This is a genomic window from Nocardia vaccinii NBRC 15922 (assembly GCF_001613305.1).
In the GTDB taxonomy this organism is placed as follows: Bacteria; Actinomycetota; Actinomycetes; order Mycobacteriales; family Mycobacteriaceae; genus Nocardia; species Nocardia vaccinii.
Genome location: NZ_BDCC01000017.1, coordinates 130,770 through 153,239, shown reverse-complemented (window position 1 = coordinate 153,239; position 22,470 = coordinate 130,770). Strand labels below are relative to the sequence as shown.

18 protein-coding genes are annotated in these 22,470 nt (G+C 68.2%); 13 read left to right on the top strand and 5 right to left on the bottom strand.

The genetic code is table 11. The features are described 5' to 3' along the window. Positions 1-24 precede the first annotated feature (24 nt). The 8 genes from NV1_RS13035 (at position 25) to NV1_RS45665 (ending at position 11,405) form a co-directional block, all read left to right on the top strand. Positions 25-1,503: a conjugal transfer protein TraG N-terminal domain-containing protein gene (locus NV1_RS13035; protein WP_245713697.1), complete on the top strand. Its 1,479-nt coding sequence runs from the start codon at positions 25-27 to the stop codon at positions 1,501-1,503. Beyond that, positions 1,500-2,987 (top strand): SCO6880 family protein, encoded by a 1,488-nt coding sequence (locus tag NV1_RS13030; protein WP_067890097.1) that lies wholly within the window; start codon positions 1,500-1,502, stop codon positions 2,985-2,987. The genes NV1_RS13035 and NV1_RS13030 overlap by 4 nt, the downstream gene beginning before the upstream one ends. Before the next feature lie 6 nt (positions 2,988-2,993). Continuing rightward, complete coding sequence (locus tag NV1_RS45670) at positions 2,994-5,846, top strand: hypothetical protein (protein ID WP_245713696.1); 2,853 nt, start codon at positions 2,994-2,996, stop codon at positions 5,844-5,846. Between the two features lie 61 nt (positions 5,847-5,907). Continuing rightward, positions 5,908-6,216, top strand: a complete 309-nt coding sequence (locus tag NV1_RS13020) for a transposase (protein ID WP_040825177.1) — start codon at positions 5,908-5,910, stop codon at positions 6,214-6,216. A gap of 31 nt (positions 6,217-6,247) precedes the next feature. Then, positions 6,248-7,954: a peptidoglycan DD-metalloendopeptidase family protein gene (locus tag NV1_RS13015; protein WP_067890094.1), complete on the top strand. Its 1,707-nt coding sequence runs from the start codon at positions 6,248-6,250 to the stop codon at positions 7,952-7,954. After that, on the top strand, positions 7,951-8,649 hold the full coding sequence (locus tag NV1_RS13010; RefSeq protein WP_245713695.1) for a hypothetical protein: 699 nt from the start codon (positions 7,951-7,953) through the stop codon (positions 8,647-8,649). Before NV1_RS13015 ends, NV1_RS13010 begins: the two co-directional genes overlap by 4 nt. Positions 8,650-8,686: 37 nt before the next feature. Then, positions 8,687-10,597 carry a type IV secretory system conjugative DNA transfer family protein gene (locus tag NV1_RS13005; protein WP_067890092.1) on the top strand — a complete coding sequence of 637 codons (1,911 nt, stop codon included), beginning with the start codon at positions 8,687-8,689 and terminating at the stop codon, positions 10,595-10,597. A 70-nt stretch (positions 10,598-10,667) separates the two neighbouring features. Beyond that, on the top strand, positions 10,668-11,405 hold the full coding sequence (locus NV1_RS45665; protein ID WP_245713694.1) for a DUF4913 domain-containing protein: 738 nt from the start codon (positions 10,668-10,670) through the stop codon (positions 11,403-11,405). A gap of 90 nt (positions 11,406-11,495) precedes the next feature. Here NV1_RS45665 and NV1_RS12995 read toward each other — a convergent pair whose 3' ends face one another. Next, on the bottom strand, positions 11,496-12,044 hold the full coding sequence (locus NV1_RS12995) for a hypothetical protein (protein WP_067890090.1): 549 nt from the start codon (positions 12,042-12,044) through the stop codon (positions 11,496-11,498). A gap of 374 nt (positions 12,045-12,418) precedes the next feature. After that, the gene (locus tag NV1_RS12990) at positions 12,419-13,318 is read right to left on the bottom strand and encodes a peptidylprolyl isomerase (protein WP_067890087.1); all 900 of its coding nucleotides are present in this window, start codon (positions 13,316-13,318) and stop codon (positions 12,419-12,421) included. Positions 13,319-13,745: 427 nt separating this feature from the next. Between NV1_RS12990 and hisS the strand changes: the two genes are divergently transcribed. The 3 genes from hisS to NV1_RS12975 all read left to right on the top strand — a co-directional run bounded on the left by hisS (position 13,746) and on the right by NV1_RS12975 (position 16,913). Then, a complete protein-coding gene (hisS, locus tag NV1_RS12985; RefSeq protein ID WP_067890082.1) occupies positions 13,746-15,023 on the top strand; it encodes a histidine--tRNA ligase in 1,278 nt (425 codons plus the stop codon). Positions 15,024-15,096: 73 nt separating this feature from the next. Continuing rightward, positions 15,097-15,741, top strand: a complete 645-nt coding sequence (locus NV1_RS12980) for a hypothetical protein (protein WP_067890080.1) — start codon at positions 15,097-15,099, stop codon at positions 15,739-15,741. A 164-nt stretch (positions 15,742-15,905) separates the two neighbouring features. After that, positions 15,906-16,913, top strand: coding sequence for a malate dehydrogenase (locus tag NV1_RS12975; protein WP_067890077.1), 1,008 nt, complete (start codon positions 15,906-15,908; stop codon positions 16,911-16,913). 58 nt (positions 16,914-16,971) lie between these two features. Here the strand turns inward: NV1_RS12975 and NV1_RS12970 are convergent, their stop codons facing one another. The 3 genes from NV1_RS12970 to NV1_RS12960 form a co-directional block, all read right to left on the bottom strand. Continuing rightward, complete coding sequence (locus NV1_RS12970) at positions 16,972-17,841, bottom strand: TIGR03619 family F420-dependent LLM class oxidoreductase (protein ID WP_067890066.1); 870 nt, start codon at positions 17,839-17,841, stop codon at positions 16,972-16,974. Positions 17,842-18,141: 300 nt separating this feature from the next. Further along, positions 18,142-19,740, bottom strand: coding sequence for a hypothetical protein (locus NV1_RS12965; protein ID WP_067890063.1), 1,599 nt, complete (start codon positions 19,738-19,740; stop codon positions 18,142-18,144). Position 19,741: 1 nt separating this feature from the next. Continuing rightward, the gene (locus NV1_RS12960) at positions 19,742-20,062 is read right to left on the bottom strand and encodes a type VII secretion target (protein ID WP_067890060.1); all 321 of its coding nucleotides are present in this window, start codon (positions 20,060-20,062) and stop codon (positions 19,742-19,744) included. 260 nt (positions 20,063-20,322) lie between these two features. On the opposite strand from NV1_RS12960, the gene NV1_RS12955 reads away from it, so the two are divergent. Then, complete coding sequence (locus NV1_RS12955) at positions 20,323-21,315, top strand: NAD-dependent epimerase/dehydratase family protein (protein WP_067890057.1); 993 nt, start codon at positions 20,323-20,325, stop codon at positions 21,313-21,315. Positions 21,316-21,346: 31 nt separating this feature from the next. After that, on the top strand, positions 21,347-22,363 hold the full coding sequence (locus NV1_RS12950) for an Rv2578c family radical SAM protein (RefSeq protein ID WP_067890054.1): 1,017 nt from the start codon (positions 21,347-21,349) through the stop codon (positions 22,361-22,363). The last annotated feature ends 107 nt before the right edge of the window (positions 22,364-22,470 follow it).

Here is a 22,470-nt window from a genome sequence, read left to right as displayed (position 1 = left end):
GCGAGCAGGGGATGGGATGGAAAGGTGAGCCATTTGATCAGGCGTTTGATCACGATTCTCGCGGTCGTCTTCACTGTCGTGATCGCCACGCCCACCGTGGCATACGGGCAGACCTACGGATTCGATCAGACCTGCAACCAGATTCACGACGACCTGGACAACATGGGGCTTCCCGGAGTCTCGCTGGGTGATGCCGCCTCGGCGGCCTGTAAGGGCGCCAACGCCGCGACCCATCCCGGCGACGCGTCCACCGCCGTGCGCGACAAGGCTTGGGATTCCACCTTCGGCAAGGTGGTCGACTCGCTGATGAGCGGCCTGGGCCAAGCGCTGATCATGGCGCTCACCTTCTGGATGAAGGTGCCCAACGAGCGGCTCAGCAACGGCGGCCAGCTGTTCCAGAAGATCAACGATTACACCTATCAGGCGCAGATCCTGCTGCTGATCGTCTCGATCATCCTGTCCGGGGTCAGACTCGCCGAGGCCAGACGTGGTGCGTTGATATCCGAAGCGGCCGAATCGTTCCGGATGTTCGCCCGGGTGGTGTTCAGCTCCTGGATGCTGGGCGCGGTGATCGTGGCGGGCACGCAGGCCTCGGATCGCTTCTCCGCATGGGTGATTCAGGATGCCACCAACGGCCAGGCGAAGAACATCGCCGAGTTGATGGTGAAAACCAGTAAGCTGCAAGCATTCTCGCCGGGCCTGGTGCTGATCATCGCGATCGTGGGTCTGCTCGGCGCGCTGGCGCAGATCGTCCTCGCGATCGTGCGTCAGGGCATGCTGGTCGTCGCCGCGGGTGTGCTGCCGCTGGCCGCCGCAGCATCGGGCACGAGTATCGGTAAACAGTCCTACTCCAAGCTGCTGAGCTGGATCATCGCGTTCATGCTGTGGAAACCGGTGGCGGCGATTGTCTACATGATCGCCTTCCTGGCCGCCGGGAACACCGACGAAACCACCTCCACCGCAGGACTTCCCGATGCGGATCAGGCACAGCGGATGCTGGTCGCGATCGTGCTGCTCGGCAGCGTCGCCTTCGTCCTGCCGGTGCTGATGCGCCTGGTCGCTCCGGCGGTCGGCATGGTCGGCAACGGTGGTTCGGGCCTGGCCGCCACCGGCGGCGTGGTGCTGGGTGCGATGGCCCTGGGCGCGGTCGGCACCAAGGCCGTCGCCATGCGCGGTACCGCCGCCTCGGGCGCGCCCGGATATGTCGGCGGTCGTGGGCCGCGTCCGCCGGGAGGCGCCGGTGGTCGCGGCGGCGGTAACCGTCCGGTGCCCCCGCCGCGCGGTGGTGGCGGCGGTAACGGCGCGGCTGCCGCGGCGAGTCCGCCGACGGCCAGCGGAGCCGGGACCACGCCGTCCGGGCCCGCCCGTGCGATGAACCGGATCGCCAATGCCCGCGCGGCCGCGGCCAGCCTCAACCGCGGTGAATCGGCGATGGGTGACATCGCCGGTGACGGCTGGGGCAACCGTTCACCCGACCTCGGCAGGAGCACCATTCCACGATGACGACCGAAACCTATGAGCGGCGCTCGTACGGGCTCTGGCAGAAGCCACGCAGCGCAGGTCTTTTCGGCCTGCGCTGGGGCGAGACGGTGCTCGGCTTCGTCGTGGTTATCAGTGCGCTGCTGACAGCGTTGGTGGCCGGACCGAAACCGGCGTTCTTCGTCGCCGGGATCGGCGTCGTGGTGATGGTTCCACTGGTGTGGCGGTCGGGGGGCCGCTCCGGCTACGAGACGGGATTGATGATGTTCCATTGGATTCGCGGTCGCAATCGGGGCGAGCACGTCTACCGGGGCGGCCGGTTCTCCCGGATCCCCGGCGGGGTCGCCCGGCTGCCGGGGCTGATGGCGCCGTCCAAGTTGTACGAGGGGATCGATGCCGGCGGCTACAGCTTCGGCATGATCCATCTGCCGCAGTTCGGCCAGTACACCGTCGTGCTGCGGGCCTGGCCGCAGGGTCACGAGGCGGTGGATCAGCCGGTGATCGATCGCTGGGTCGCGGCCTGGGGCACCTTCCTGGCCTCGCTGGGTCAGACGTCCGACATCATCGCGGTGGTGCCGGTCATCGATACCGTCCCGGAGACCGGTAACCGGTTGCTGACCGAGGTGTCCACGATCACCCATCCGCAGGCGCCGGATCTGGCGCAGCAGGTGATGTACGAGCTGGCCACCGAATTGCCCCAGGAGCGTGTGCAATTGCTGCCGCGCGTGGCGATCACGTTCAAGGCCACCACCGCCGAGCGCCGCAAGAACCCCGCGGAGGAGGCGGTGGAGATCGGCCGTCGGCTGCCGGGGATCTGTGCGGCGCTGGCTGAGGCGGGTGTGCGCGCCCAGCCGATGTCCGCGGACGAGGTGATCGCGTTCATCCGGCGCAGTTACGATCCGGCCGCGCAGGCCGATCTCGAGGTCGCCGTCGGCGAACCCGGCGGCCACGGACTGGACTGGGCCGATGCCGGTCCGGTCTCGCACGAGGAACGCTGGGACCACTTCCTGCACGACGGCGGTCGCTCGGTGACCTGGGAGATGGACACCGCTCCGGAGGGCGCGGTGGACGAGCGGGTGCTGCAACGCCTGCTCGCACCCAATCCCGAGGTACCGCGCAAACGCGTCGCCATCGTGTACCGTCCGCACTCGGCGGCCGACGCCGCCGAGATCGTCGACGACGACTACAAGAACGCGCTGGTGGCACAGCAGAGCGAGCGCGGAGTCGTCTCGGCGGCGGCCACCCTGCGGGTGGGCGCGACGCAGCAGGCCCGCGAGGAACAGGCGCGCGGGCACGGTGTGACCCGGTTCGGTGCGTTGGTGACGATCACGGAGCCGCTGCGCGGCGATCTGCCGCGTATCGAAGCCATCACGCGTGATCTGTCCACACAGGCGCGCTTGAAGATCCGGCGGTCCTACCGCTATCAGGCGGCGGCCTTCGCGGCCTCGCTCGGGTGCGGGGTGATTCTGCCGGAGCACGCGACCATTCCGAAAGCATTGGCGGGGTGAGCTTGCATGGCAGGTGATGACGGCGAGGCGCCGATCCGCTACCGCGGCGAACCGCCGCGCTACCGCGAGCGCGTGGTGGACACGAGCGATCCACTGCCGGGCGGTCGACGAGGTCTGCGCCGGGAGGACGATTGGGACGTCGAGGCGTACACGCCCGGCCAGCCGCGTACCGCCATGCCTGCGGACTGGGACGACGCACCCGTTCGTCCCGCCCGGCGGGGCGCGCCCGGACTCGGTTCCGGCCGTGGTCGTTCGAGCACGCCGCCGGAACGCCGCCCGCGTCGTACCGAGGAGGATCGCGGCGCGGCCGGACGCGCGGCCGACGCCGAGGCGCGCTCGCGTTCCCGGGAGCCGGTACCGCCGCGCGATCGCCGGCCGGTGCGCGAGGACGCCTCCTCCGATCAGCTGGCGATCGAATCCTCCACCGCCCGTGAGCAATCCGTCCGTGAGCAGTCCACCTCGCGGGCCGGTGCGATCCCCGCACTGGACGCACCCGCCGCGCTCGACCCGGATCCCGGCACACCGGCGGTGAGCGGTGCGAACGGTACGACAGCTGCGAACGGCACGACCGCGTCGAACCGATCCCCGTCCGTCGCGGATGCTTCGGGCCCGGCCGACACCGGCCGCAGCCCGGCTGACACCCGGGCTGAATCGAGTGCGCGCAAGCGTAATCCGGCCGATCGCGCGGCCGAGGCGAGCACGCGGAACACCACCTCTCGCCCCACGGCGGCCCGGCAGCGTGGCGAGCAGCAGACAGCCGACCGGTCGGGCGGTGCGGCCCGGGGGACCGAACAGCGCACGAGAGGTCGTGAGGATATGCGAGACGGGCAGGGCGGTCGGCGTCAGCGCCCGCCGCAGGACTTATCCGAGCAGGCCAGGCCGCCCGATCCCCGCGCCGCGCGGTCACGTTCAGGGTCGGACACGTTGTCCGGCAACGGTTCTCATCCGGATCACCAACGTGCCGACCCGGGACATCTGACCCGCAGCCGAGCCCCGATGTCCGAGCGCAACCGCCGCCGGGTGACCGATCGCAACGGCGGTGAGGCTGCTCGGACCACGTCCAAGCGTTCGGCGTCGGCTGCGGCCAGGTCGGCGGCCTCGGCCCGAAGAGGCAAGGGCGGCAATGGGAAAGGCGGCAAGCAGGCCAAACAGGGTCCGCCGCTGCTGGACGAGCTCACCCGCGCCCGGCTGGAGCTGACCGCCCGCGAGGGCGCGGGCCTGCGCGCGGCCTGGGCCGCGTTTCGCATCCGCACCGACGACCTGCGCCGGATGAACGCCGCGGCCCGCCTCGATACCGCGCAGGAAGATCAATTCGACCGCACCACAGCGCAATTGACCGATCGCGGTTATCTGGGCGCGGGTGGCGGCCGAATGAACGTGGTCGGCCGTCCGGTCGAATATCGCGCCACCACAGCACAGGTCGCGGGCCTGTGGCCGTGGTCGGTCGGCGCGGGCGCACCGCTGATCGGCACCCCGCTCGGCTCGCACCTGCACACCGGCGCCCCGGTCTGCTTCGACCCGATGAACTGGTTCATGCGCGGCAGTTTCATCACCGCGCCCAGCCTGTTCGTGCTGGGGCTCAACGGCTTCGGTAAATCCTCGCTGGTGCGCCGGATCGTGCTGGGCGGTGTCGCACAGGGCATCACCCCGCTGATCCTGGCCGACGTCAAACCCGACTACCGCAAACTGGTGGAGATGGTCGGCGGGCAGGTCATCGACCTGGGTTACGGCCACGGCAAGCTCAATCCACTGGCCGGTGGCGTCCTCGGCTCGGTCGTGCCGCTGCTGAACGATCTGCCCGCGCTACAGGTGCAGGTGACGCAGGAGTTGCGGGCCCGCCAGGTCACCCTGATCGCCGGTCTGGTCGAACTCGTGCGCGGTGCGCGGGTGCGCGACTACGAGGAGACGCTCATCTCGACCGGGTTGAGCATCCTGTACCGCGAGGGCAGCGGCTTCGCCCCGGAGAAGCCGCCGATCATGGAGAATCTGCTCGAGGTCATCGTCGCGGGCGGCGATCAGCTGATGCTCGACGCCGGTGCGGACAGCCCCGAGGAGTACCACGAATCCATCAAGGGCCTGCGCCGGTCGCTGCGCGCCCTGACCCAGGGGCCGTTCGGCGCGGTGTTCAACGGGCAGACCACCACCCCGATCGATACCACCTCGGTCGCGGTCTGCATCGATGTCTCGCACATCCCCACCGGCGACAAGAAACTCAAGGCCGCGGTCATGCTGGCCTGCTGGGCCGACGGATTCGCCTCGGTGGAGGCCGCTCACGTACTAGCCGACGCGGAACTGGGCGCACAGCGCTATTTCCAGGTGGTCATGGACGAGCTGTGGCAGGTACTCGGCCTGGGCGACTTCATGGTCGATCGCGTCGACGAACTGACCCGTCTGCAACGTGGCCTGGCTACCTCGTTGATCATGATCAGCCACACCATCAAGGATCTGCAGTCGCTCGGTTCGGAGGCCGCGATCGCCAAGGCGATCGGCTTCCTCGAGCGCGCCCGCGCGAAGATCTTCGGTGCGCTGCCGCCGGAGGAGATCAAACGTCTGGATTCCACGATTCCGTTCACCTCGGCCGAGGAGGAGATGGTGACCGGATGGTCTGCGCCGCAGGCGTTGACCGGCGAGGCGCTCAAGCCCGGACAGGCCCGCCCGCCCGCACCCGGTACCGGTAAATTCCTGCTGAAAATCGGCGAGGATCGCCGTCCCGGCATACCGTTCCACATGGAATTCACGATCTCGGAGAGGGAAAGCGGAATCCACGAAACCAACCAGCGTTTCAGCGAATTCACCGAATCCACCGCGCGCCGCGGTGACGACGCCGCGCCGAGCGGTGACGAGGGGAGTGCTGCGTGAGAGCGAACCGGGCGGTGGCGCAGGCGCCTTCGCGGATTCGGCGGTCAGGGAGGGTGGCGCGATGATGCCACACAGGTCCTATCGCAGGGTGTCACCACAGGTGCGGCAGGCAGCGGTGGAACAGGTGATCGCCCTGACGGGCAAGCTGCGCAGTGAATCCGAGGCGTGCCGGGTGGTGGCCGAGCAGATCGGCGTGCACGCCAATTCGGTCCGGAACTGGGTGCGCGCTGCCGAGGGGCCGGGCCTGGATCGGATGGACGCGGGCGCGCTGCGACGCAAGGTCGCGCTGCTGCAACAGCAACTGGCCGCCGCCGCCGAGATGAACCGCACCCTGGTGGAAACCCTCAACGACACCCAGCGCAGCACATGATCGCTGCCCAGCGACGAATGGGCGTGCCGCGGTGAACGGGAAATCTCTGCTGTGGGTGGGATTCGGCAGTGTGATCGGGCTGATCGCACTGATCGTGGTGATCGTGCTGCCCTCCGCCGAGGACGACTGTGCGGATCAGCCGACCGTCTCGGTCACCGCGCCGGTCCCGAGCGCCGCGGCGCAGGCCCAGCCCTCGCCGACCTCGGGGGCGTCCAAATCGCCCGGATCCGCGACATCCGCGCCGAACGCGCCTGCGGCGGCGTCGCGTTCGACGGTGCCGGATGTGCCCGCGGCAGCGGTGAATCCGAGTACGGGCGACGACCGGGCGGGTGGGAGCCTGGCCCCGATTCGGCGGACCTGGCCGTTGACCTCCGGATCGTTCCAGATCTCCGATACCTTCGGTTCACGCGGCGGGGCCCATCTCGGGGTCGACCTGGCCGCACCGGACGGTACGACCATCTATTCGGTGGCCGACGGCACCGTCGTCGCGGCCGGACCGGCCTCCGGATTCGGCAATTGGATCGTGATCGACTCGACGGACGTCAACGGCCGCCCGTTCTCGGCGGTGTACGGGCACGAATGGGCCAGTGGCGTCGGTGTGCGGGTGGGACAGATCGTGCGTGCCGGCCAGCCGATCGGCCGGGTGGGCTCGGCCGGGCAGGCCACCGGGCCACACCTGCATTTCGAGATCGTTCCCGGCGGTCGCCTGACCGGCGGGCATCAGATCGATCCGCTGCCCTGGTTGGACGGCGCGCCGACCCCGCGGGCCGGCGGTGCGGTGCCGAATTCGGTGAATCCGTTGTGCAGTCGCGGATTCGGGTCCGCGGGCGGTGCGCTCGCCGACGGCAAGGTGCCCGCCGAACTCGAACTCTGGTATCGCCGTGCGGGTTCGATCTGCCCGGAGATCAGCTCGTCGATCCTGGCCGCCCAGGGCAAGCAGGAGTCCGGTTTCCGACGCGGGCTGACCTCACCGGCCGGTGCCGAGGGGTTGGCGCAATTCCTGCCCGGCACAGCGCGATCCATCGATCCGGACGACGGCAAGCCGTTCCTTCTCGATGCCGACGGCAACGGCACGCCGAGTCTGTGGGACGACGGTGACGCGATCATCGCGCAGGGCCGATACATGTGCTCGCTGGCCCATCGGATCGAGGGCTGGATCGGCCAGGGCAAGGTGCACGGCGATGTCGTACCGCTCGCGCTGGCGGCGTACAACGCCGGTGAGGGCGCGGTGCTGGCCTCGGGCGGTATGCCCGATCAGGTGCCCGCGCACTTCTCCGAGACCCAGCCGTACGTGCGGAACATCCTGACGATGGAGGCGCAGTTCCGGGCGCCGGGCTCGATGGGGCGCTTCCAGCCGGACGGCGGGTCCGGTGGCGATCAGATCGTGCAGGCCGGTGAGCAGTGGCTCGGCACCCCGTACGTATGGGGCGGTGGCGGGCCGTCCGGGCCGACCGGAGGTGGCCTGGACGGCCCGGGCCTGACCTCGGCGTCGGTGTTCGCGGCCTCCTCCGGCCGGGTGATCCTGCCGCGCACCGCTGAACAGCAGTGGGAGAAGGGCTCGGAGGTTTCGCTGAGTGCGGCGCGTCCGGGCGATCTGGTGTTCTTCGATTTCGGTCGCCGCGGGCCGTCGGACGTCGGCATCTATCTCGGCGGCGGCACGATGCTGCGCTCGGCCGACCCGTCCGGCGTCGGCAAGGCGCCGGTCCCCGGCGACGGACGGTTACGGAGGGTGATGTGAGCCGGACATCAGCGCACGACCGCGCACACGCGGGACACGCCGAGATCACCGAATTGCCGAGAGCTGTCGAGAGTTCCGTGCGCCCGATAGCCTGGAGTGCAGGCATGGTCGGCCGCCGCCCGCCGGGCGGGAGGGCCTCGGTGACCCGGCGGTACGCGATAGTGGTGGTGATGCTGGTGGTGGGCGTCGCAGTATTGGCATCCGCATCCGCATGCGCCGGCGGCGGCACCGGAACCGATTCCGCCCAGCCGTCCACGACCACGGTCCGGCAGTTGGAGGCGGTGCCGCCGCCGGATCCGAGCACACCCGACGGGGTCGCGGTGGCGGCGCTGAAGGAGATCTACACCTGGTATCCGGCGACCGAGTCCGAGGGCGCGTCGATGGCGCGGGCTCGCCGGTACCTCGGCCCGACCCTGCTGCGCACGCTGGATTCCCCGCCGAGTGTCGCCGGGACCCCGAAACCCTCACTACAGTGGGCGGATTGGGCCGCGGCCGGTGCGAAGATCGAGGCGTTCACGTTCGCGTCGGGGGAGAAGGCGCCGTCCACCGGCGATCCGGATCACCAGCAGTACAAGATCGGAATCGAGCAGACCGTCCGCTACCCGGACGGGCGGAGCGAATCGCTGCCGTCGACGACGGTCATCGCCACCGTCGTGTATACCGGCGGAGTCTGGCGACTCGACGGATTCCGTTGAGCGGCAACAACATATACGGTCACCCCAGGAGGCGGAGATGGCAAAGAAGGTGAAGGACCCGGCCGATCCGGGTCCCGATGCCGCCCTGATTCTGATCTACATCGGATTCGCGGTCGTCGGAACCCTCTGGGTGGCGTTGCAATTGGGCAATGCGCTGTCCTCGACCAAGCAGAACGTTCCGATCAATCCGATCGCGATCGCGGCAGCGCTGGCGCGGGGCAAGCTCAGCTGGCCGTTTCCCGCGACGGTGATCGTGCTCCTTGTCATCGTGGCCGTGATCGCATTCGTCGTGGTGCGCAAGGAGATGCGCAAGCGGGCCGGCAAGGGCAGACTCCCGGTCGACGACAAGGCTCAGTACATGGGCATGGGCGGCGCCATCGCCGCACTGACCGAACAGGGTGTGCGGGAGAAGGCCGAGCAGCTCGGCGTCGGCTCGGGACGCGGGTCGGGTGGACCGGGTTCGGATCTGTCGCGCAATCAGGGCCTGGGCTACAACGATTCGCCGGGTGTTCCGATCGGGATCTCGGTCGCCGAGGGCGTGCCGCTGTACGGCTCGTACGAGGATCTGCATCTGGACATCTGGGGGCCGCGGCAGGGCAAGTCGACCTCCCGGGTGATCCCGGCGATCCTGTCCGCCATCGGCCCGGTGCTGGTCACCTCGAACAAGCGTGACGTGGTCGACGCGACCCGCGGTGTGCGCGAACGGCAGGGCGATCCGCGCCACGTGTACGTCTTCGACCCGCAGGGCGTGGCCCTGGACGTGGATCTGCCGAGCAACTGGTATTGGGACCCGCTGCGGTGGGTCGATGCGCGCCGCCGTGGTTGTGAGATGCGCGCCGCACAGTTGGCGGGGCATTTCGCCGACGCGGACTCCGGTCAGGATGCCAAGGGGGACAAGTACTTCGACGCCGAAGCGGAGGATCTGCTGGCGAACCTGTTCCTGGCGGCCGCGGTCGCGCAACGGCCGATCGTGCAGGTGTGGGAGTGGGTCACCAACCCGAACAACCCCGAACCCATCGAGATGTTGCGGCAGGCCACGCCGTACTGGGCGAACGTGGCGGATCTGAACCTGTCCGCATCGAGCCTGTCCGCGCAGTACAACACCGATCCGCGCACCAAGAGCGGCATTTTCGGCACCGCGAAGAAGATGATCGGCTGCCTGAAGATGTCCAATGTGCACCAGTGGATCACCCCCGGCGGCGATCGCCGGGAGTTCGACGAACTGGAATTCCTGGAGCGCAACGGCACCCTGTACTGCCTCTCGCTGGAGGGGCGTGGTTCGGCCGCTCCGCTGGTCAGCGCCTTGACCGCGGCGGTGGTCGATGTCGCGATGCGCGAGGCGGCGCGTTCGCCGCACGGGCGGCTGCGGGTGCCGCTGCTGGCGGTGCTGGACGAGGCGGCCAACGTGGTGCGCTGGAAGGATCTGCCCAAGCAGTACAGTCATTTCGGCTCGCGCGGCATCGTGGTGATGACAGTGCTGCAGTCGTGGGCGCAGGGTGCGCGGTGCTGGGGTGAGGACGGTATGGAGGCGCTGTGGTCCGCCGCCAACATCAAGGTCCTCGGCAGTGGTATCGACGATACGAAGTTCCTGGCCGAACGCTCGGAGGCGATCGGCGATTACGACTCGATCTCCCAGTCGATGTCCGAATCCAAGGGCGGCAAGAGTTATTCGCGTTCGCTGGGTTCCTCGCGCACCTTGAATGTGAACGCCCTGGTGACAATGCCTCGCGGCCGCGCTGTCGTGTTCACCTCCGGCGCGCCCGCGATTCTGGTGCGGACCGTTCCGTGGTGGGAGGGCGAATACGCCGACGCGGTGCGCGATTCCATCGCCCGATACGAACCCGGCGCTCGCACAACGCAGATCAGCGATCTGATCGAGGAGCGCGGCCTGGTCCGGGAGGCGCCCTCGGAGCAGTACGGTCAGCCCGAGGAGGTGCAGCCGCTGTGAGTGTGCGCGGTGAGCGACCCTTCGACGTGATGGCGGCCGCCACCACAGAATTGACCGTCGAGGTGACGAAATGACCGAATCGGCGGAGCAATCCCCGACCCACTATGCGGATGTCGTCGCCTTCGTGGACCAGTATCTGCGCTACGTGTACCGACGGCAGGTCACCGATACCACCGACGCGGTGTGGTGCCCGGAATGGTGGAGGCATCCCGAGGCCGTGATCCGGCTGGAGGCGATGTGGCGGGCATGGGAGCATTACCGGCTCGACCCCGGTAAAGGGCTGAGCGTGTGGCTCGTCGACCACGCGGATCGGCATATGGCCAAGCTGCTGGATCCGGTGGGGACGTTCAAATACTGCAGTTCCAGGCACGGGCATCGCGAGCTGCTGAGCCCGCTGCCCTTGCGCACCCCGCAGGCCGAGATGTTCACCGAGGCATCCGGCACCGTGTACAGATCGGTGGTCGAGTTCGTCGAAAGCTACCTGAGCCATACCTTTCAGCGGCAGGTCACCGATACCACCGATACGGTGTGGTGCCCGGAGTGGTGGCAGCACCCCGAGGCGGTGGTGCGGCTGGATTCGCTGTGGCGCTCATGGGAGACAATGCGGATCGAGGGTGCGACCGGTCTGAGCGAGTGGTTCCTGGAGCATGCCGATCCGCAGATGAAGCAGTTGTTCGATCCGCGTGGCTCGTTCCGCTACTGCAGCGCCCGACACGGTCACAAGGATTTGCTCGGTCCGCTGCCGACCTCGGAGCCAGGCGCGGGGATGTTCAGCGATCTGGAGAACGCCCAGGAATACCGGGTCTGATCCGGAACTGGCTGTGCGACAGCCGGTTCCGGTGAATTGCTCGCCCCTCGGGAAACGGACCCGACGCGGGCCCGCGGTGAGCCGGCAGGATCAACCGCGGGTGCGCTCGAGTCCGCGACCCTCCAACTCCCGAGCCTGCCCGAGGCGCTTGCTGGTATCGGGCTTGATCCGCACCGCCTCGGATGCGGGTTGCGCCTGGCCGACCTCCATCAGCATGCGCACCTGGGCGAGTTCGGGTGCGACGCCGATCCGATTGAGATGCTGAGCCAGCGCATTGCGGCGCTCGGCCGAGTCGTACCGGGCCGAGGGACGCGCGGGCGTCGTGGTCTGGCCGCCGGTGGGCGCGGTGGCGGAACGGTCGGAAATGCGGTCCCGCTCCAGGGATACGCCCCGCTCGAGCGGGGCCTTCTCGAACATCCGGGCAAGTTCGAGGTTGCGCGGATCCTTGGCCTTCGCCTCGCGCGCTTCCCGAAGCTGAAGTTCGCGGGCCTCTTTGATGCGCGATTCGGTGACCTTGACGCGGGCTTCGGCTTCCTTCTGCCCGCGTTCCCGGGTGCGCAGCGCGACCAACGTCGCGAGCTGCAACATTTGCTTCATGATCGCCGACGTCTCAGCGCCGATCTCGTCCATTTCCGGCATGGCCTGCTCCCCGATGCTGCAGTGGGATCACTATGGATGATGTGTGGTGCATCGTCATGGACGCGGTCACCGGAACGGTGGTTCGAGTGATACGTCCCGCCTGCATTGTGGACACCGGGAGCACTGGGTGAGCGGTACTGCCCGGTGGGGCGTTGACAACACTTCGTACTCCGTTATACGAGGTTACCAATAAATATGCAGGGTTGCCTTACCGGGCATGCCCCGTCACAGCATATAACGCACATTTCCGGCCCGCCTGTGGAACCTTCGGATGTCTTTCGGTCGGATCGGGATCCGCGCCGTAGCTTGTCCGGGTGCGCGGGTGCACCCTCGGAACGTGGTGGCCGCCGGATTCGATTCGGCGGCCACCGATCTCAGCTCACGGTGACCGATTTGAAGGTGATCGGCAGATTCGGTTTGCCGCCACCTGCCGAGGAGTCCATCGAGTGGTCGTCGCCGGCCTTGGCGACCTTGTCCAGTGTCGCCAGACCGGCCTGGTCGACCGTGCCGAAGATGGTGTACTGCGGCGGCAGCGGCGAATCGCCGAAGATCAGGAAGAACTGGCTGCCGTTGGTGCCCTCGCCGGTCGTCGGATCGGCGCCCGCGTTCGCCATCGCGACCACCCCGCGCTTGTACAGCACCGCGTTCTGGGCGGCTGGATCGTTCTTGGCGTACTGATCGGTCGGGTACTCGTTGTCGTACTCGTAGCCCGGCCCACCCTGACCGGTGCCGGTCGGATCGCCGCACTGGAGCATCTGCAGCCCCTCGGTGCTGAGCCGGTGGCAGGGCGTGTTGTCGTAGAAGTGCTGACCGGCCAGGTTCACGAAACTGTTGACCGTGCACGGAGATGCGGCCGAGTTCAGGGTGATCCCGATCGGGCCCTGGGTGGAATCGATGCTGACCTTCGGGCTACCGGAGGTGGACACTTGGGTCTTGTCCGGTTTGTGCACCGACTTGGCCGCCTGGCCGCCGTCACGGTACGCGCAGCTCACGGTCGCGGCCTTCGCCTTGGCCGGCGGGGGCGGTGCGGTCTTGGGCGTATTGGACAGTGAGGCGTCGGCGCTGGTGGTGGACGAGGCGGCCGAATTCGCGCTGTGGTCGTCACCGCGAGTGAGGTAGTAGATACCGACACCGGCCGCCACCACGACGACCACACCGAGCACGGATCCGGCGATGGTGAGCTGCTTGCGCCGCCGGGCCCGCTCGGCACGCCGGGCGAGTTGTCGCTCCAACTTCCGCTTCGCCGCGGCTCGTCGCTGTTCGTTGCTCGGCACTCCCAGTTCCTCCCGTGTAGGTCTGCGTTTCTCCGGCCAAGAGTCTGCCATGCTGTGTCCTCGGCCTCCGCTCCGCTCCGGCGGGCCGAGGCCCTATTAACCCCGCTCCTTCCCTCCTACGCTCAGTCGCTGCGCTCCTTCGCTCCGTCAGTCCAGGACCGGGGCGGGCCCCGGCCTTGGGGTTGGCGTTGTTCGGGGTGGGCCGAACTTGGGCAACCGTGTGTTATTGCTTTGCTGTGGTGGGTCGGGGCGCTATCAACCCCGGTCCTTCCTCCCGCTCCTCCGCTCCGGTCGGTCCCGGACCGGAGCGGCCCGGCCTTTGCCGGGGTCCCGCGGTGAGTGAACCGGGTAGGCGCTGTACAAGCCGGCTGGTGCGGTGTAGAACCGGTTGGACTCGAGGATATGCGGTAGGGGAGACTGGGGGATCGTGACCAAGACCAGCAGCTTCAACGCCCCGAAGGGGATACCGGATTACGTTCCGCCCGGCTCCGCCGAGTTCGTCGCGGTGCGCGACACTCTCGTGCGCGCCGCGCGATCGGCCGGATACGGGCATGTGGAGCTGCCGATCTTCGAGGACACCGGGCTGTTCGCCCGCGGAGTCGGTGAGTCGACCGATGTGGTCAGCAAGGAAATGTACACCTTCGCGGATCGCGGCGACCGGAGCGTCACGCTGCGCCCGGAGGGCACCGCCGGGGTGATGCGCGCGGTGATCGAACACGGTCTGGACCGGGGGCAGCTGCCGGTCAAACTGTGTTACGCGGGCCCGTTCTTCCGCTACGAACGGCCACAGGCCGGGCGGTACCGGCAGCTGCAGCAGGTCGGTGTCGAGGCCATCGGCATGGACGATCCGGCGCTGGACGCCGAGGTGATCGCGATCGCCGACGCCGGATTCCGCGCGCTGGGGCTGGACGGCTACCGGCTCGAGATCACCTCGCTGGGTGACGACTCGTGCCGTCCGCAGTATCGGGAACTGTTGCAGGAGTTCTTGTTCCGGCTCCCGCTGGACGAGGAGACCCGGCGGCGCGCGGAGCTGAACCCATTGCGCGTGCTGGACGACAAGCGTCCGGAGATGCGCGAGATGACCGCCGCGGCGCCGCTGATGCTCGATCACCTGTCGGAGTCGGCGAAGGTCCACTTCGACCAGGTCCTGGGATATTTGGACGCGATCGGGGTGGTCTACACGATCAATCCGCGCATGGTGCGCGGTCTGGACTACTACACCAAGACCACCTTCGAATTCGTGCACGACGGGCTCGGCGCTCAGTCGGGCATCGGCGGTGGTGGCCGGTACGACGGACTGATGGCACAGTTGGGCGGGCAGCCGCTCTCGGGCATCGGTTTCGGGCTCGGTGTGGACCGGACCATGCTGGCTTTGCAGGCCGAGGGCAAGACGGCGGCGGACCCGGCGCGCGTGGACGTCTTCGGCGTACCGCTCGGCGAGGCGGCCACGCAGCGGCTGGTGGTGCTGGCGGCGCGGCTTCGGGCCGCGGGCGTGCGGGTCGATCTGGCCTATGGCGGGCGCGGGGTCAAGGGCGCGATGAAGGCCGCCGATCGCTCCGGCGCGAAATACGCTCTGGTACTGGGTGATCGGGATATCGCCGAGAACGAGATCGGGTTGAAGGATCTGGCCACCGGCGATCAGCGGCAGATCGCGCTCGACGACGCGGTCGGCGCGGTCTCCGAGGCTCTCGCGCACGATCGGTAGTACGGTCACGGGGCCGGGATCACCCGGGCCCTGGCCCGAACCCGCCGGAGCGCAGCGGAGGCCATGGATACAGATGCAGCAGCAACCGAATTCGTCAGGGCCGCAACGGGTCGGCCTGGATCTGATCGCACCCGAGGTGTACGCGCCGATGCTGCGCCGATTCACCCTGTTCGCCTTCGGCGCGGCCGCGCTGGTTGCGCTGCTGTTGGCGCTGCTGGTGAACTGGCAGCTCGCGGTGCTCGCCGGGGTGCTGCTGGTGGCGCCCGCCGCGGTGTATGCGGTATCGGTGCGGCGGCGTCGAATCTGGCTGGCGGGCACGGTCGTCGAGGCCCGCACCCTCACCGGGCTGCGCCGGGTGGATATCGCGCAGGCCACCGGTGTGGAGATCCTGGTGTACCCCGGGCGGCTGAGTCGGATCGTCCTGCGGATCACCGCCGGTCGCGGCCGGCAGGTGATTCCGCTGGCCATGTACACCGCCGCCGGTGGCGGCCGAGAGCTGCACATCCTGGGGCTGCGCACGCTCGCCGACGCGCTGGCCTCGAGTCGTCTCGCGGCCGCGTTGGCTGTGTCCAGCATGCTGATCGGCCAGCTGCGTGCGGAGGCTCGTGACGCGGGCCTCGAGGAACGGCCGCTGTACCGGGCCGTACATCTGGTGCGGGTCAAGGATGTGGTCCAGCCCGTCGCGCTGAGCGACGCGGAGATCGCCGCACTGGGCTGAGCGATTCGCACCGCGGTGTGAAAAACGTTGTGGCGCAGCGTATCGATCCTGCGCTGGGCATTCGCCGGGAGTTCCGGCGGATGTGGAGATTGCTCACAGTGGGCCGTCCGGCGATGTGCGGCTCGATAGGCTCGGCACATACAGTCGATCATCGAGGAGTTGATGTGACCAGCACCGCCCGTCCGCCCGTGACCGTCACCGTCACCGGTGCGGCCGGACAGATCGCCTACGGATTGCTGTTCCGGATCGCCGCGGGGGCGATGCTCGGGCCGCGGACGCCGGTTCGATTGCGACTATTGGAAACCTCGGCCGCGGTCGGCGCCCTCGAGGGGGTGGCGATGGAACTCGAGGACGGCGCGTTCGGACTGCTCGAGTCGGTCGATATCGCGGACGATCCGTGGATCGGATTCGAGGGGGCGAATATCGCGGTGCTGGTGGGCGCGCGCCCACGGACCGCCGGGATGGAGCGTTCGGATCTGCTCGCCGCCAATGGCGCCATCTTCGCAGATCAGGGTGCGGCCATCAATGCCAGTGCCGCACCGGATGTGAAGGTGCTGGTGGTCGGCAATCCGGCGAATACGAACGCGCTCATCGCGATGAGCAACGCCCCCGATGTGCCCGATTCGCGCTTCACCGCGCTGACCCGGCTCGACCACAATCGCGCCATCGCCCAGCTCGCGCGCCGGGCGGGGGCGCCGGCCGCGTCGATCGCGAAAATGATCATCTGGGGCAACCATTCGGCCACCCAGTATCCGGACTTGAACCATGCCACCGTCGGCGGTCGTCCGGCGCTGCGGGCGATCGGTGAATCCGCTTGGGTCACCGAGGATTTCATTCCCACCGTGCAGCAGCGCGGTACCGCGATCATCAAAGCGCGCGGGGCGTCGTCGGCGGCGAGTGCGGCGGGTGCGGCCCTGGATCACATCCGGGACTGGGTGCAGGGCACTCCGGACGGCGACTGGGTGTCGATGGCTGTGCCGTCCGACGGTTCGTACGGTGTGCCCGCGGGGCTGATCAGCTCGTTCCCGGTCACCTGCGCCGAGGGGGAGTACCGGATCGTGTCCGGGATCGAGATCGATGAATTCTCCCGCGCCCGAATCGATGCCAGTGTCGCGGAGCTGGAAGCCGAGCGGGACGCCGTGATCGAGTTGGGTTACGCGAAGCGGGTCTGATCGGTGCTCCGGGCGGTCCGATCGTCGCGCGTGCATCGATCGGACCGCGTGCGGCGACTCAGCATTTGGCGATGACGGATTCGGCGTAGCGCTCGATCGCCGCGATCTTCCTGGCCAGCGGTTCGGTGTCCGGTCCGGGCGTGTAGTGGTAGCGGAAGCCCACGATGACATCGGTGATGCCGCGGTCCTCGAGTCGCTTGATGCCATCGGGGGTGTAGGCGTCCAGGGAAGCGACGTGAATCTCGAACGGGATGGAGCTGTCGCGTTCGGGGAGCAATTCGTCCAGGCGGGCCAGCATGCGGTCCAACTCCTCCGGTTGGCCTCCGGCGTGCATCCAGCCGTCGCACAGCCGCACCGCGCGGCGCAGCGCCGGATCGCTGTGTCCGCCGACCAGAATCGGCAGCGGCTCGGTCGGCGCGGGGGTCAGCTTGATCCGTGGAATGTCGTAGAACTCGCCGTGGTATTCGAAGTACTCGCCGGTGCACAGGCCGCGCACGATCTCGATGCATTCGTCCATGCGCCGCCCGCGCCGCTCGAACGGCACGCCCATGATCTCGAAATCCTCGGGCCAGGGGCTGATTCCGACGCCGAGGGCGAACCTGTTGCCGCTCAGTGCGGCCAGTGAACCCGCCTGCTTGGCGACCAGGACCGGCGGGCGGATCGGCAGTTTGATCACGAACGGCGTGAAACGCAGGGTGGTCGTCGCGGCGGCGAGTGCCGCGGACAGTACGAACGTCTCGATGAACGGCTTGCCGTCCAGAAACTCCCGCGAGCCGTCGGGCGTGTACGGATACGTCGAATCCGATTCCTCCGGGTAGGCGATGCTGTCGGCGATCGACATGCTGTGGAACCCGGCGGCCTCGGCGGCCTGTGCCAGCGGCACGTAGTAGGCCGGATCGGTCATCGCCTCCGCATAGGTGAAACGCATCGGAGCATCCTCTCGGTCGGCGGGTGTGTGCACTCGCCCGGTCCGGGCGGCTCGGGCACGGATCCTGCGGCCTCCGGACGGCTGAATTAGAACAGATTCTAGTTTCTTTCGCGATCGTAATCGCAGCGATCATGAACTGTCAGCCGATCTGCCGATCCAGCGCCGCTGCGCGTTCTGCCACCGGGTTCGGATTCCGAATCAGCGGGTTGCCTACCGGCAGAACGTCTTTGCCCGCGAACGCGGAAGGCCCGGACCGTGCCGGCCCGGGCCCTCGACGTACGCGATCGACAGGTCGGTCGATCAGAGGCTGGTATCGGAGGAGTAGCCGTTGATCTCTTCGTCGGAATGGATCTGACCGATGACATCCGGCGCGATCTCACCGAGCACGCCCGCGAGCTCGGTATCGCCGGTGATGCTCTGGTACGGCTGGACCGTGCTCTGATGCTCTTCGTCTTCGGTATTGCGCGCGTTGGCCGCACCGCCACCGCCCATGAAACTGCTCGGGCTCGTCAGACCGGCCGCCCGGCTCGCCGCGCTGACCTCGGCGGCGATCGCGTTCTGGGCGTTTGCGATGGCCCCCGGCACGGACGTACCCGCGCCACCACCGGAATTGGTGCCGACGCCGTCGGTGCTCAGGCCGCCGCCACCGCCGCTGAAGGAACCGCCCCCGCCGCCGCTGAAGGCGCTGTTGTACCCGGCCGTCGAGGTGTTGCCCAGCTTCGAGGTGAGGTCGTCGGTGCTGGTGCTGCTGTCGCTGTTGTTGGACAGCAGAGATTGGGCCTGTTCCATCACCGGCTGGGCGATGTTCTGCGCGACGGACGCCGCCGCCTGGGCCGCCTGCTGTCCGGCCCCGCTCTGGCCGAGCAATTGGTTGACCACGCCGCTGAGCTGACCGGTATACCCGGCCAGCTCGCCGCGGGTGGCGTTCACGATTCCGACCGCGGTGCCGAGATGCTCTGTGGCCGTGGCGATCAGCGTGGCCTGGGCGGGCGGTGTGACGATCACCGGGGCCAGTGCGGTGGCCTGGGCGGCGAAGGACTGGGCCACCGCGGTGAGCTGCACATTGCCCTTCTGCACCACGGCCGCCGCCTCGTCGGTGAGCTTGGAGATGTCGAAACCGCGCTGGCTGGTGTCCTGTCCCTGGGACTGGGTCTGCTGACCGGCGGTCTGCGCGCTGTCGGCGGATTTGCCCTGCCAGACCTGGTCGACCGATTTGAGCGCGCTTTCGCCCACCGACATGGCCGCCTGGATGATCTGCGAGGACTGGCTCAGCAGGGTGCTGGGATTGAGCGCGCCCATCACGCCGGTGCCGAAGCTCTGCAACAGGCTCGCGAAGGGCTGGAAGAGCTGTTCGATACCCGGGATGGCGGGCAGGGTGATGCCCTTGCTCAGCAGGGTGTTGATCGTATCGGTCGTCGGCAGGCCCGCGGAGATCGGCGCGGCGGCCTGTTGGATCGAGGAGGCGGCATTGTTCAGTGCGGCCGGGGCGCTGTTCACGGCCGTGTGTGCGGTGTCCAGCACGTTCTGTGCGCCCGGAATCGCCGCGAGACTGGTCTGGGCGTGGTCGAGCGCGTCGTTCGCCGAGCCGAGCAGCGGACTGGTGGCATCACCCAGGGCGGACGCGTGTGTGGAGGTGTTGCCGAGTCCGGGGATGTGGCCGCCGCCGAGCGAGGCGCCGTGATCGTCCTCGTATTCCTTCTGTGCCAGATGAAGTTCGGGCGAGGACGCCTCGGTGGCCTCGGTGGGCAGTTGCGGCAGTGAGACGTGTACGAACGGGCCGTTCTGCACGGCGGACGCGATGTTCTGCGCGGTCTGGGACGCGGCCTCGGACACCGCGGCGATCGGGTCGGCGGTCTGCGCGCCGATGACGCCGCCGGTTCCGGAGTCGAGTGCCTGCACGTCAGCCCCCGATCTCGTTGGTGACGGATTTCAGTGCGTTCGAGAAGGTCGAATCCGAATCGTCGAACGAAGCGGCGGTGCCGAATGCGGACTGCCCGATCTTGTCGACCTTGCTGGACAGATCGTTGATGTCCTGGCAGTGCAGGACCTGCGCGGCGGCGAACATCGCCAGATAGTCGGCGCCGATGAGGCCGAAGACCGGCGTCATCGCGGCCACGTGACCGACCGTGTCCATATCGCCCGCCCCGGAGATCTGCGCCGCTACGCCCTTGTGTGTCGCCGCGAACGCGCGAACGGCGTCGGTTTCCACCGAGAAACTCATCGAGTCTGCCCCCCAATCCTCATGCCATCGGTCTCGTGGACTTGCCCGGACACCGCGCGGGTGTCCGATCCCGTGCGCCGTCACCGGCGCGACCGGTGACGGTACAGGGCCTCAATATAGCGGACCTGCCCGACACGTTTCGACTCCGAGCGGCTCGGTGCAGGCGGATTTCGTCCGATCCGCCGACGATTCGGACGAAACGGAATAGGACGAAACTAGAACTTGTTGCAAATTAGAACGGGTTCTATATTCTCGTTCTCATGAAGGTCGCAGTCACCGGCGCAGCCGGGTTCCTTGGCACCAACCTGCTCCACGCACTGGTGGAGCGCGGTCACGACGTGACCGCCATCGATCGGGTCGGGCCCGCCGTCGCGTCCGGCCCCGAGGTGACCTGGGTCAGCGGCGATGTGCTGGATCCGGAGTCGATGCGCACCGCGCTCGAGGGTGCGGAGGTCGTCTACCACTTGGTTGCCATGATCACCCTCGAACACCGCCACGATCTGGCCTGGCGGATCAATACCGAGGGTGTGCGCGTGGTCGCCGAGGCCGCGCTCGCGGCGGGTGTGCGGCGCATGGTGCACACGAGTTCCATCCACGCGTTCAACCAGTACAACTGCGGTGGCCGGATCGATGAGCGCGCGCCGCGCTCGACCGATCCCAGCCTACCCGTCTACGACCGGTCCAAATTCCAGGGCGAGGTCGAGTTGCGCAAGGTCATCGATCAGGGGCTGGACGCGGTGATCTGCAACCCGACCGGCGTGTACGGGCCGATCGATCATTCGGACTCGCGGATCAACACCACGCTGTGGGACGCCGCGCGCGGCCGGGTGCCGGTCATGATCGCCGGCGGCTTCGACCTGGTCGACGTGCGCGACGTCGCGCTCGGCCTGATCCTCGCGGGGGAGAAGGGGTGCACCGGGGAGAACTACCTGCTCGCCGGTGCGATGTGCTCGATGCTCGAGGTGACCCGACTCGCCGCGGCGGTGAACGGCAAGCGCGGCCCGCGGTTCGCGATCCCGACCAAGGTCATCTCGGCCGCCCTGCCCGTGCTGGAACCGATCGCGAAGTTGTTCGGCAGCGACCGGGTGTCCAAGGCCGCCATGGGCGCGCTCATCTCCGCGCCGGTCGTGGACGGTTCGAAGGCCGAGGACGAGCTCGGCTACCGGCCCCGGCCGACCGAGGACACCGTGCGCGATCTGGTTGCCTTCTACAAGGGGGAGCCGCTCGAGTCGCGGTCGCGCTGCGTTGCTTGACAGATATTAGAACTGATGTTCGACTGGGAGGGTGCGGTGGCGAAGCCAGACCCTGGATGCCGAGGACGGCGCCCTCCCGGGACTCGACCGGGCGGGTCTCGTACGCACGGTGCAGACCCCGGAATTCGAGGGCGTGACCTTCCACGAGGTGCTGTGCAAGAGCGCGCTCAACCGCGTTCCGGAAAGTTCCTCGCTGCCGTTCGGCTGGACCATCAATCCCATGCGCGGGTGCTCGCACGCGTGCCGGTACTGCTTCGCGCGAAGCACGCACGAATATCTGGATCTGGACGCGGGCCGGGATTTCGACAGTCAGATCGTGGTCAAGACGAATGTCGCCGCGGTGCTGCGCCGGGAGGTGAACCGGCGCTCGTGGCGGCGCGAACCGGTCGCGCTCGGCACCAATACCGATCCGTACCAGCGCGCCGAGGGCAGATACCGGCTGATGCCGGGCATCATCGGTGCACTGGCCGATTCGGGCACGCCGTTCTCCATCCTCACCAAGGGCACCCTGCTGCGGCGCGATCTGCCGCTGCTGACGCTCGCCGCCCGGGAGGTGCCGGTGCGGCTGGCTCTGTCGATCGCGATCCTGGACCCGGAACTGCATCGCGGTCTGGAGCCGGGGACGCCGTCCCCGCGGGCGCGTCTGGAGCTGGTCCGCACACTCGCGGACGCGGGTTTCGCGGTGAACGTCATGGTGGCGCCGGTGATTCCCTGTCTCACCGACAGTGCCGCCCACCTGGACGAGCTGTTCGCCGCGATCGCCGAGGCGGGTGCGGCGAGCGCGGTCGCCTTTCCGATGCATCTGCGCGGTCGCACCCGCGCCTGGTTCCTGCAATGGCTCGCCGAGCACCACCCGGCGCTGTTGCGGAGATATAGGCAGTTGTACGGTCGTGGGGCGTACGTCACACCGGAGTACTCCGCGTGGCTGCGCGGCCGGCTCGATCCGCTGCTGTCGCGGCACGGTTTGGACCGCGACGCGTCGGCGGAGACAGAGGTCAGGTCGCCGCGGGCCGCGCAACCGGCCGCGCAGTTGGCCTTGTTCTCCTAGCGACGGCCCGCCCCGGAGCCAGGACGGGCGCGGGTGCGGGTGAGCAGAGGAGGCGAATATCGGGGCGGTGTTTCGTGCCGCGGCACATCTCGGCGCCGAGGGTGCGA

Excerpts from the sequence above, each read along its gene's own strand:
- NV1_RS13030 (WP_067890097.1), top strand. The coding sequence starts at position 1,500 with ATGACGACCGAAACCTATGAGCGGCGCTCGTACGGGCTCTGGCAGAAG.
- NV1_RS45670 (WP_245713696.1), top strand. The coding sequence starts at position 2,994 with ATGGCAGGTGATGACGGCGAGGCGCCGATCCGCTACCGCGGCGAACCG.
- NV1_RS13020 (WP_040825177.1), top strand. The coding sequence starts at position 5,908 with ATGATGCCACACAGGTCCTATCGCAGGGTGTCACCACAGGTGCGGCAG.
- NV1_RS13005 (WP_067890092.1), top strand. The coding sequence starts at position 8,687 with ATGGCAAAGAAGGTGAAGGACCCGGCCGATCCGGGTCCCGATGCCGCC.
- NV1_RS45665 (WP_245713694.1), top strand. The coding sequence starts at position 10,668 with ATGACCGAATCGGCGGAGCAATCCCCGACCCACTATGCGGATGTCGTC.
- NV1_RS12995 (WP_067890090.1), bottom strand. The coding sequence starts at position 12,044 with ATGCCGGAAATGGACGAGATCGGCGCTGAGACGTCGGCGATCATGAAG.
- NV1_RS12980 (WP_067890080.1), top strand. The coding sequence starts at position 15,097 with ATGCAGCAGCAACCGAATTCGTCAGGGCCGCAACGGGTCGGCCTGGAT.
- NV1_RS12970 (WP_067890066.1), bottom strand. The coding sequence starts at position 17,841 with ATGCGTTTCACCTATGCGGAGGCGATGACCGATCCGGCCTACTACGTG.
- NV1_RS12960 (WP_067890060.1), bottom strand. The coding sequence starts at position 20,062 with ATGAGTTTCTCGGTGGAAACCGACGCCGTTCGCGCGTTCGCGGCGACA.
- NV1_RS12955 (WP_067890057.1), top strand. The coding sequence starts at position 20,323 with ATGAAGGTCGCAGTCACCGGCGCAGCCGGGTTCCTTGGCACCAACCTG.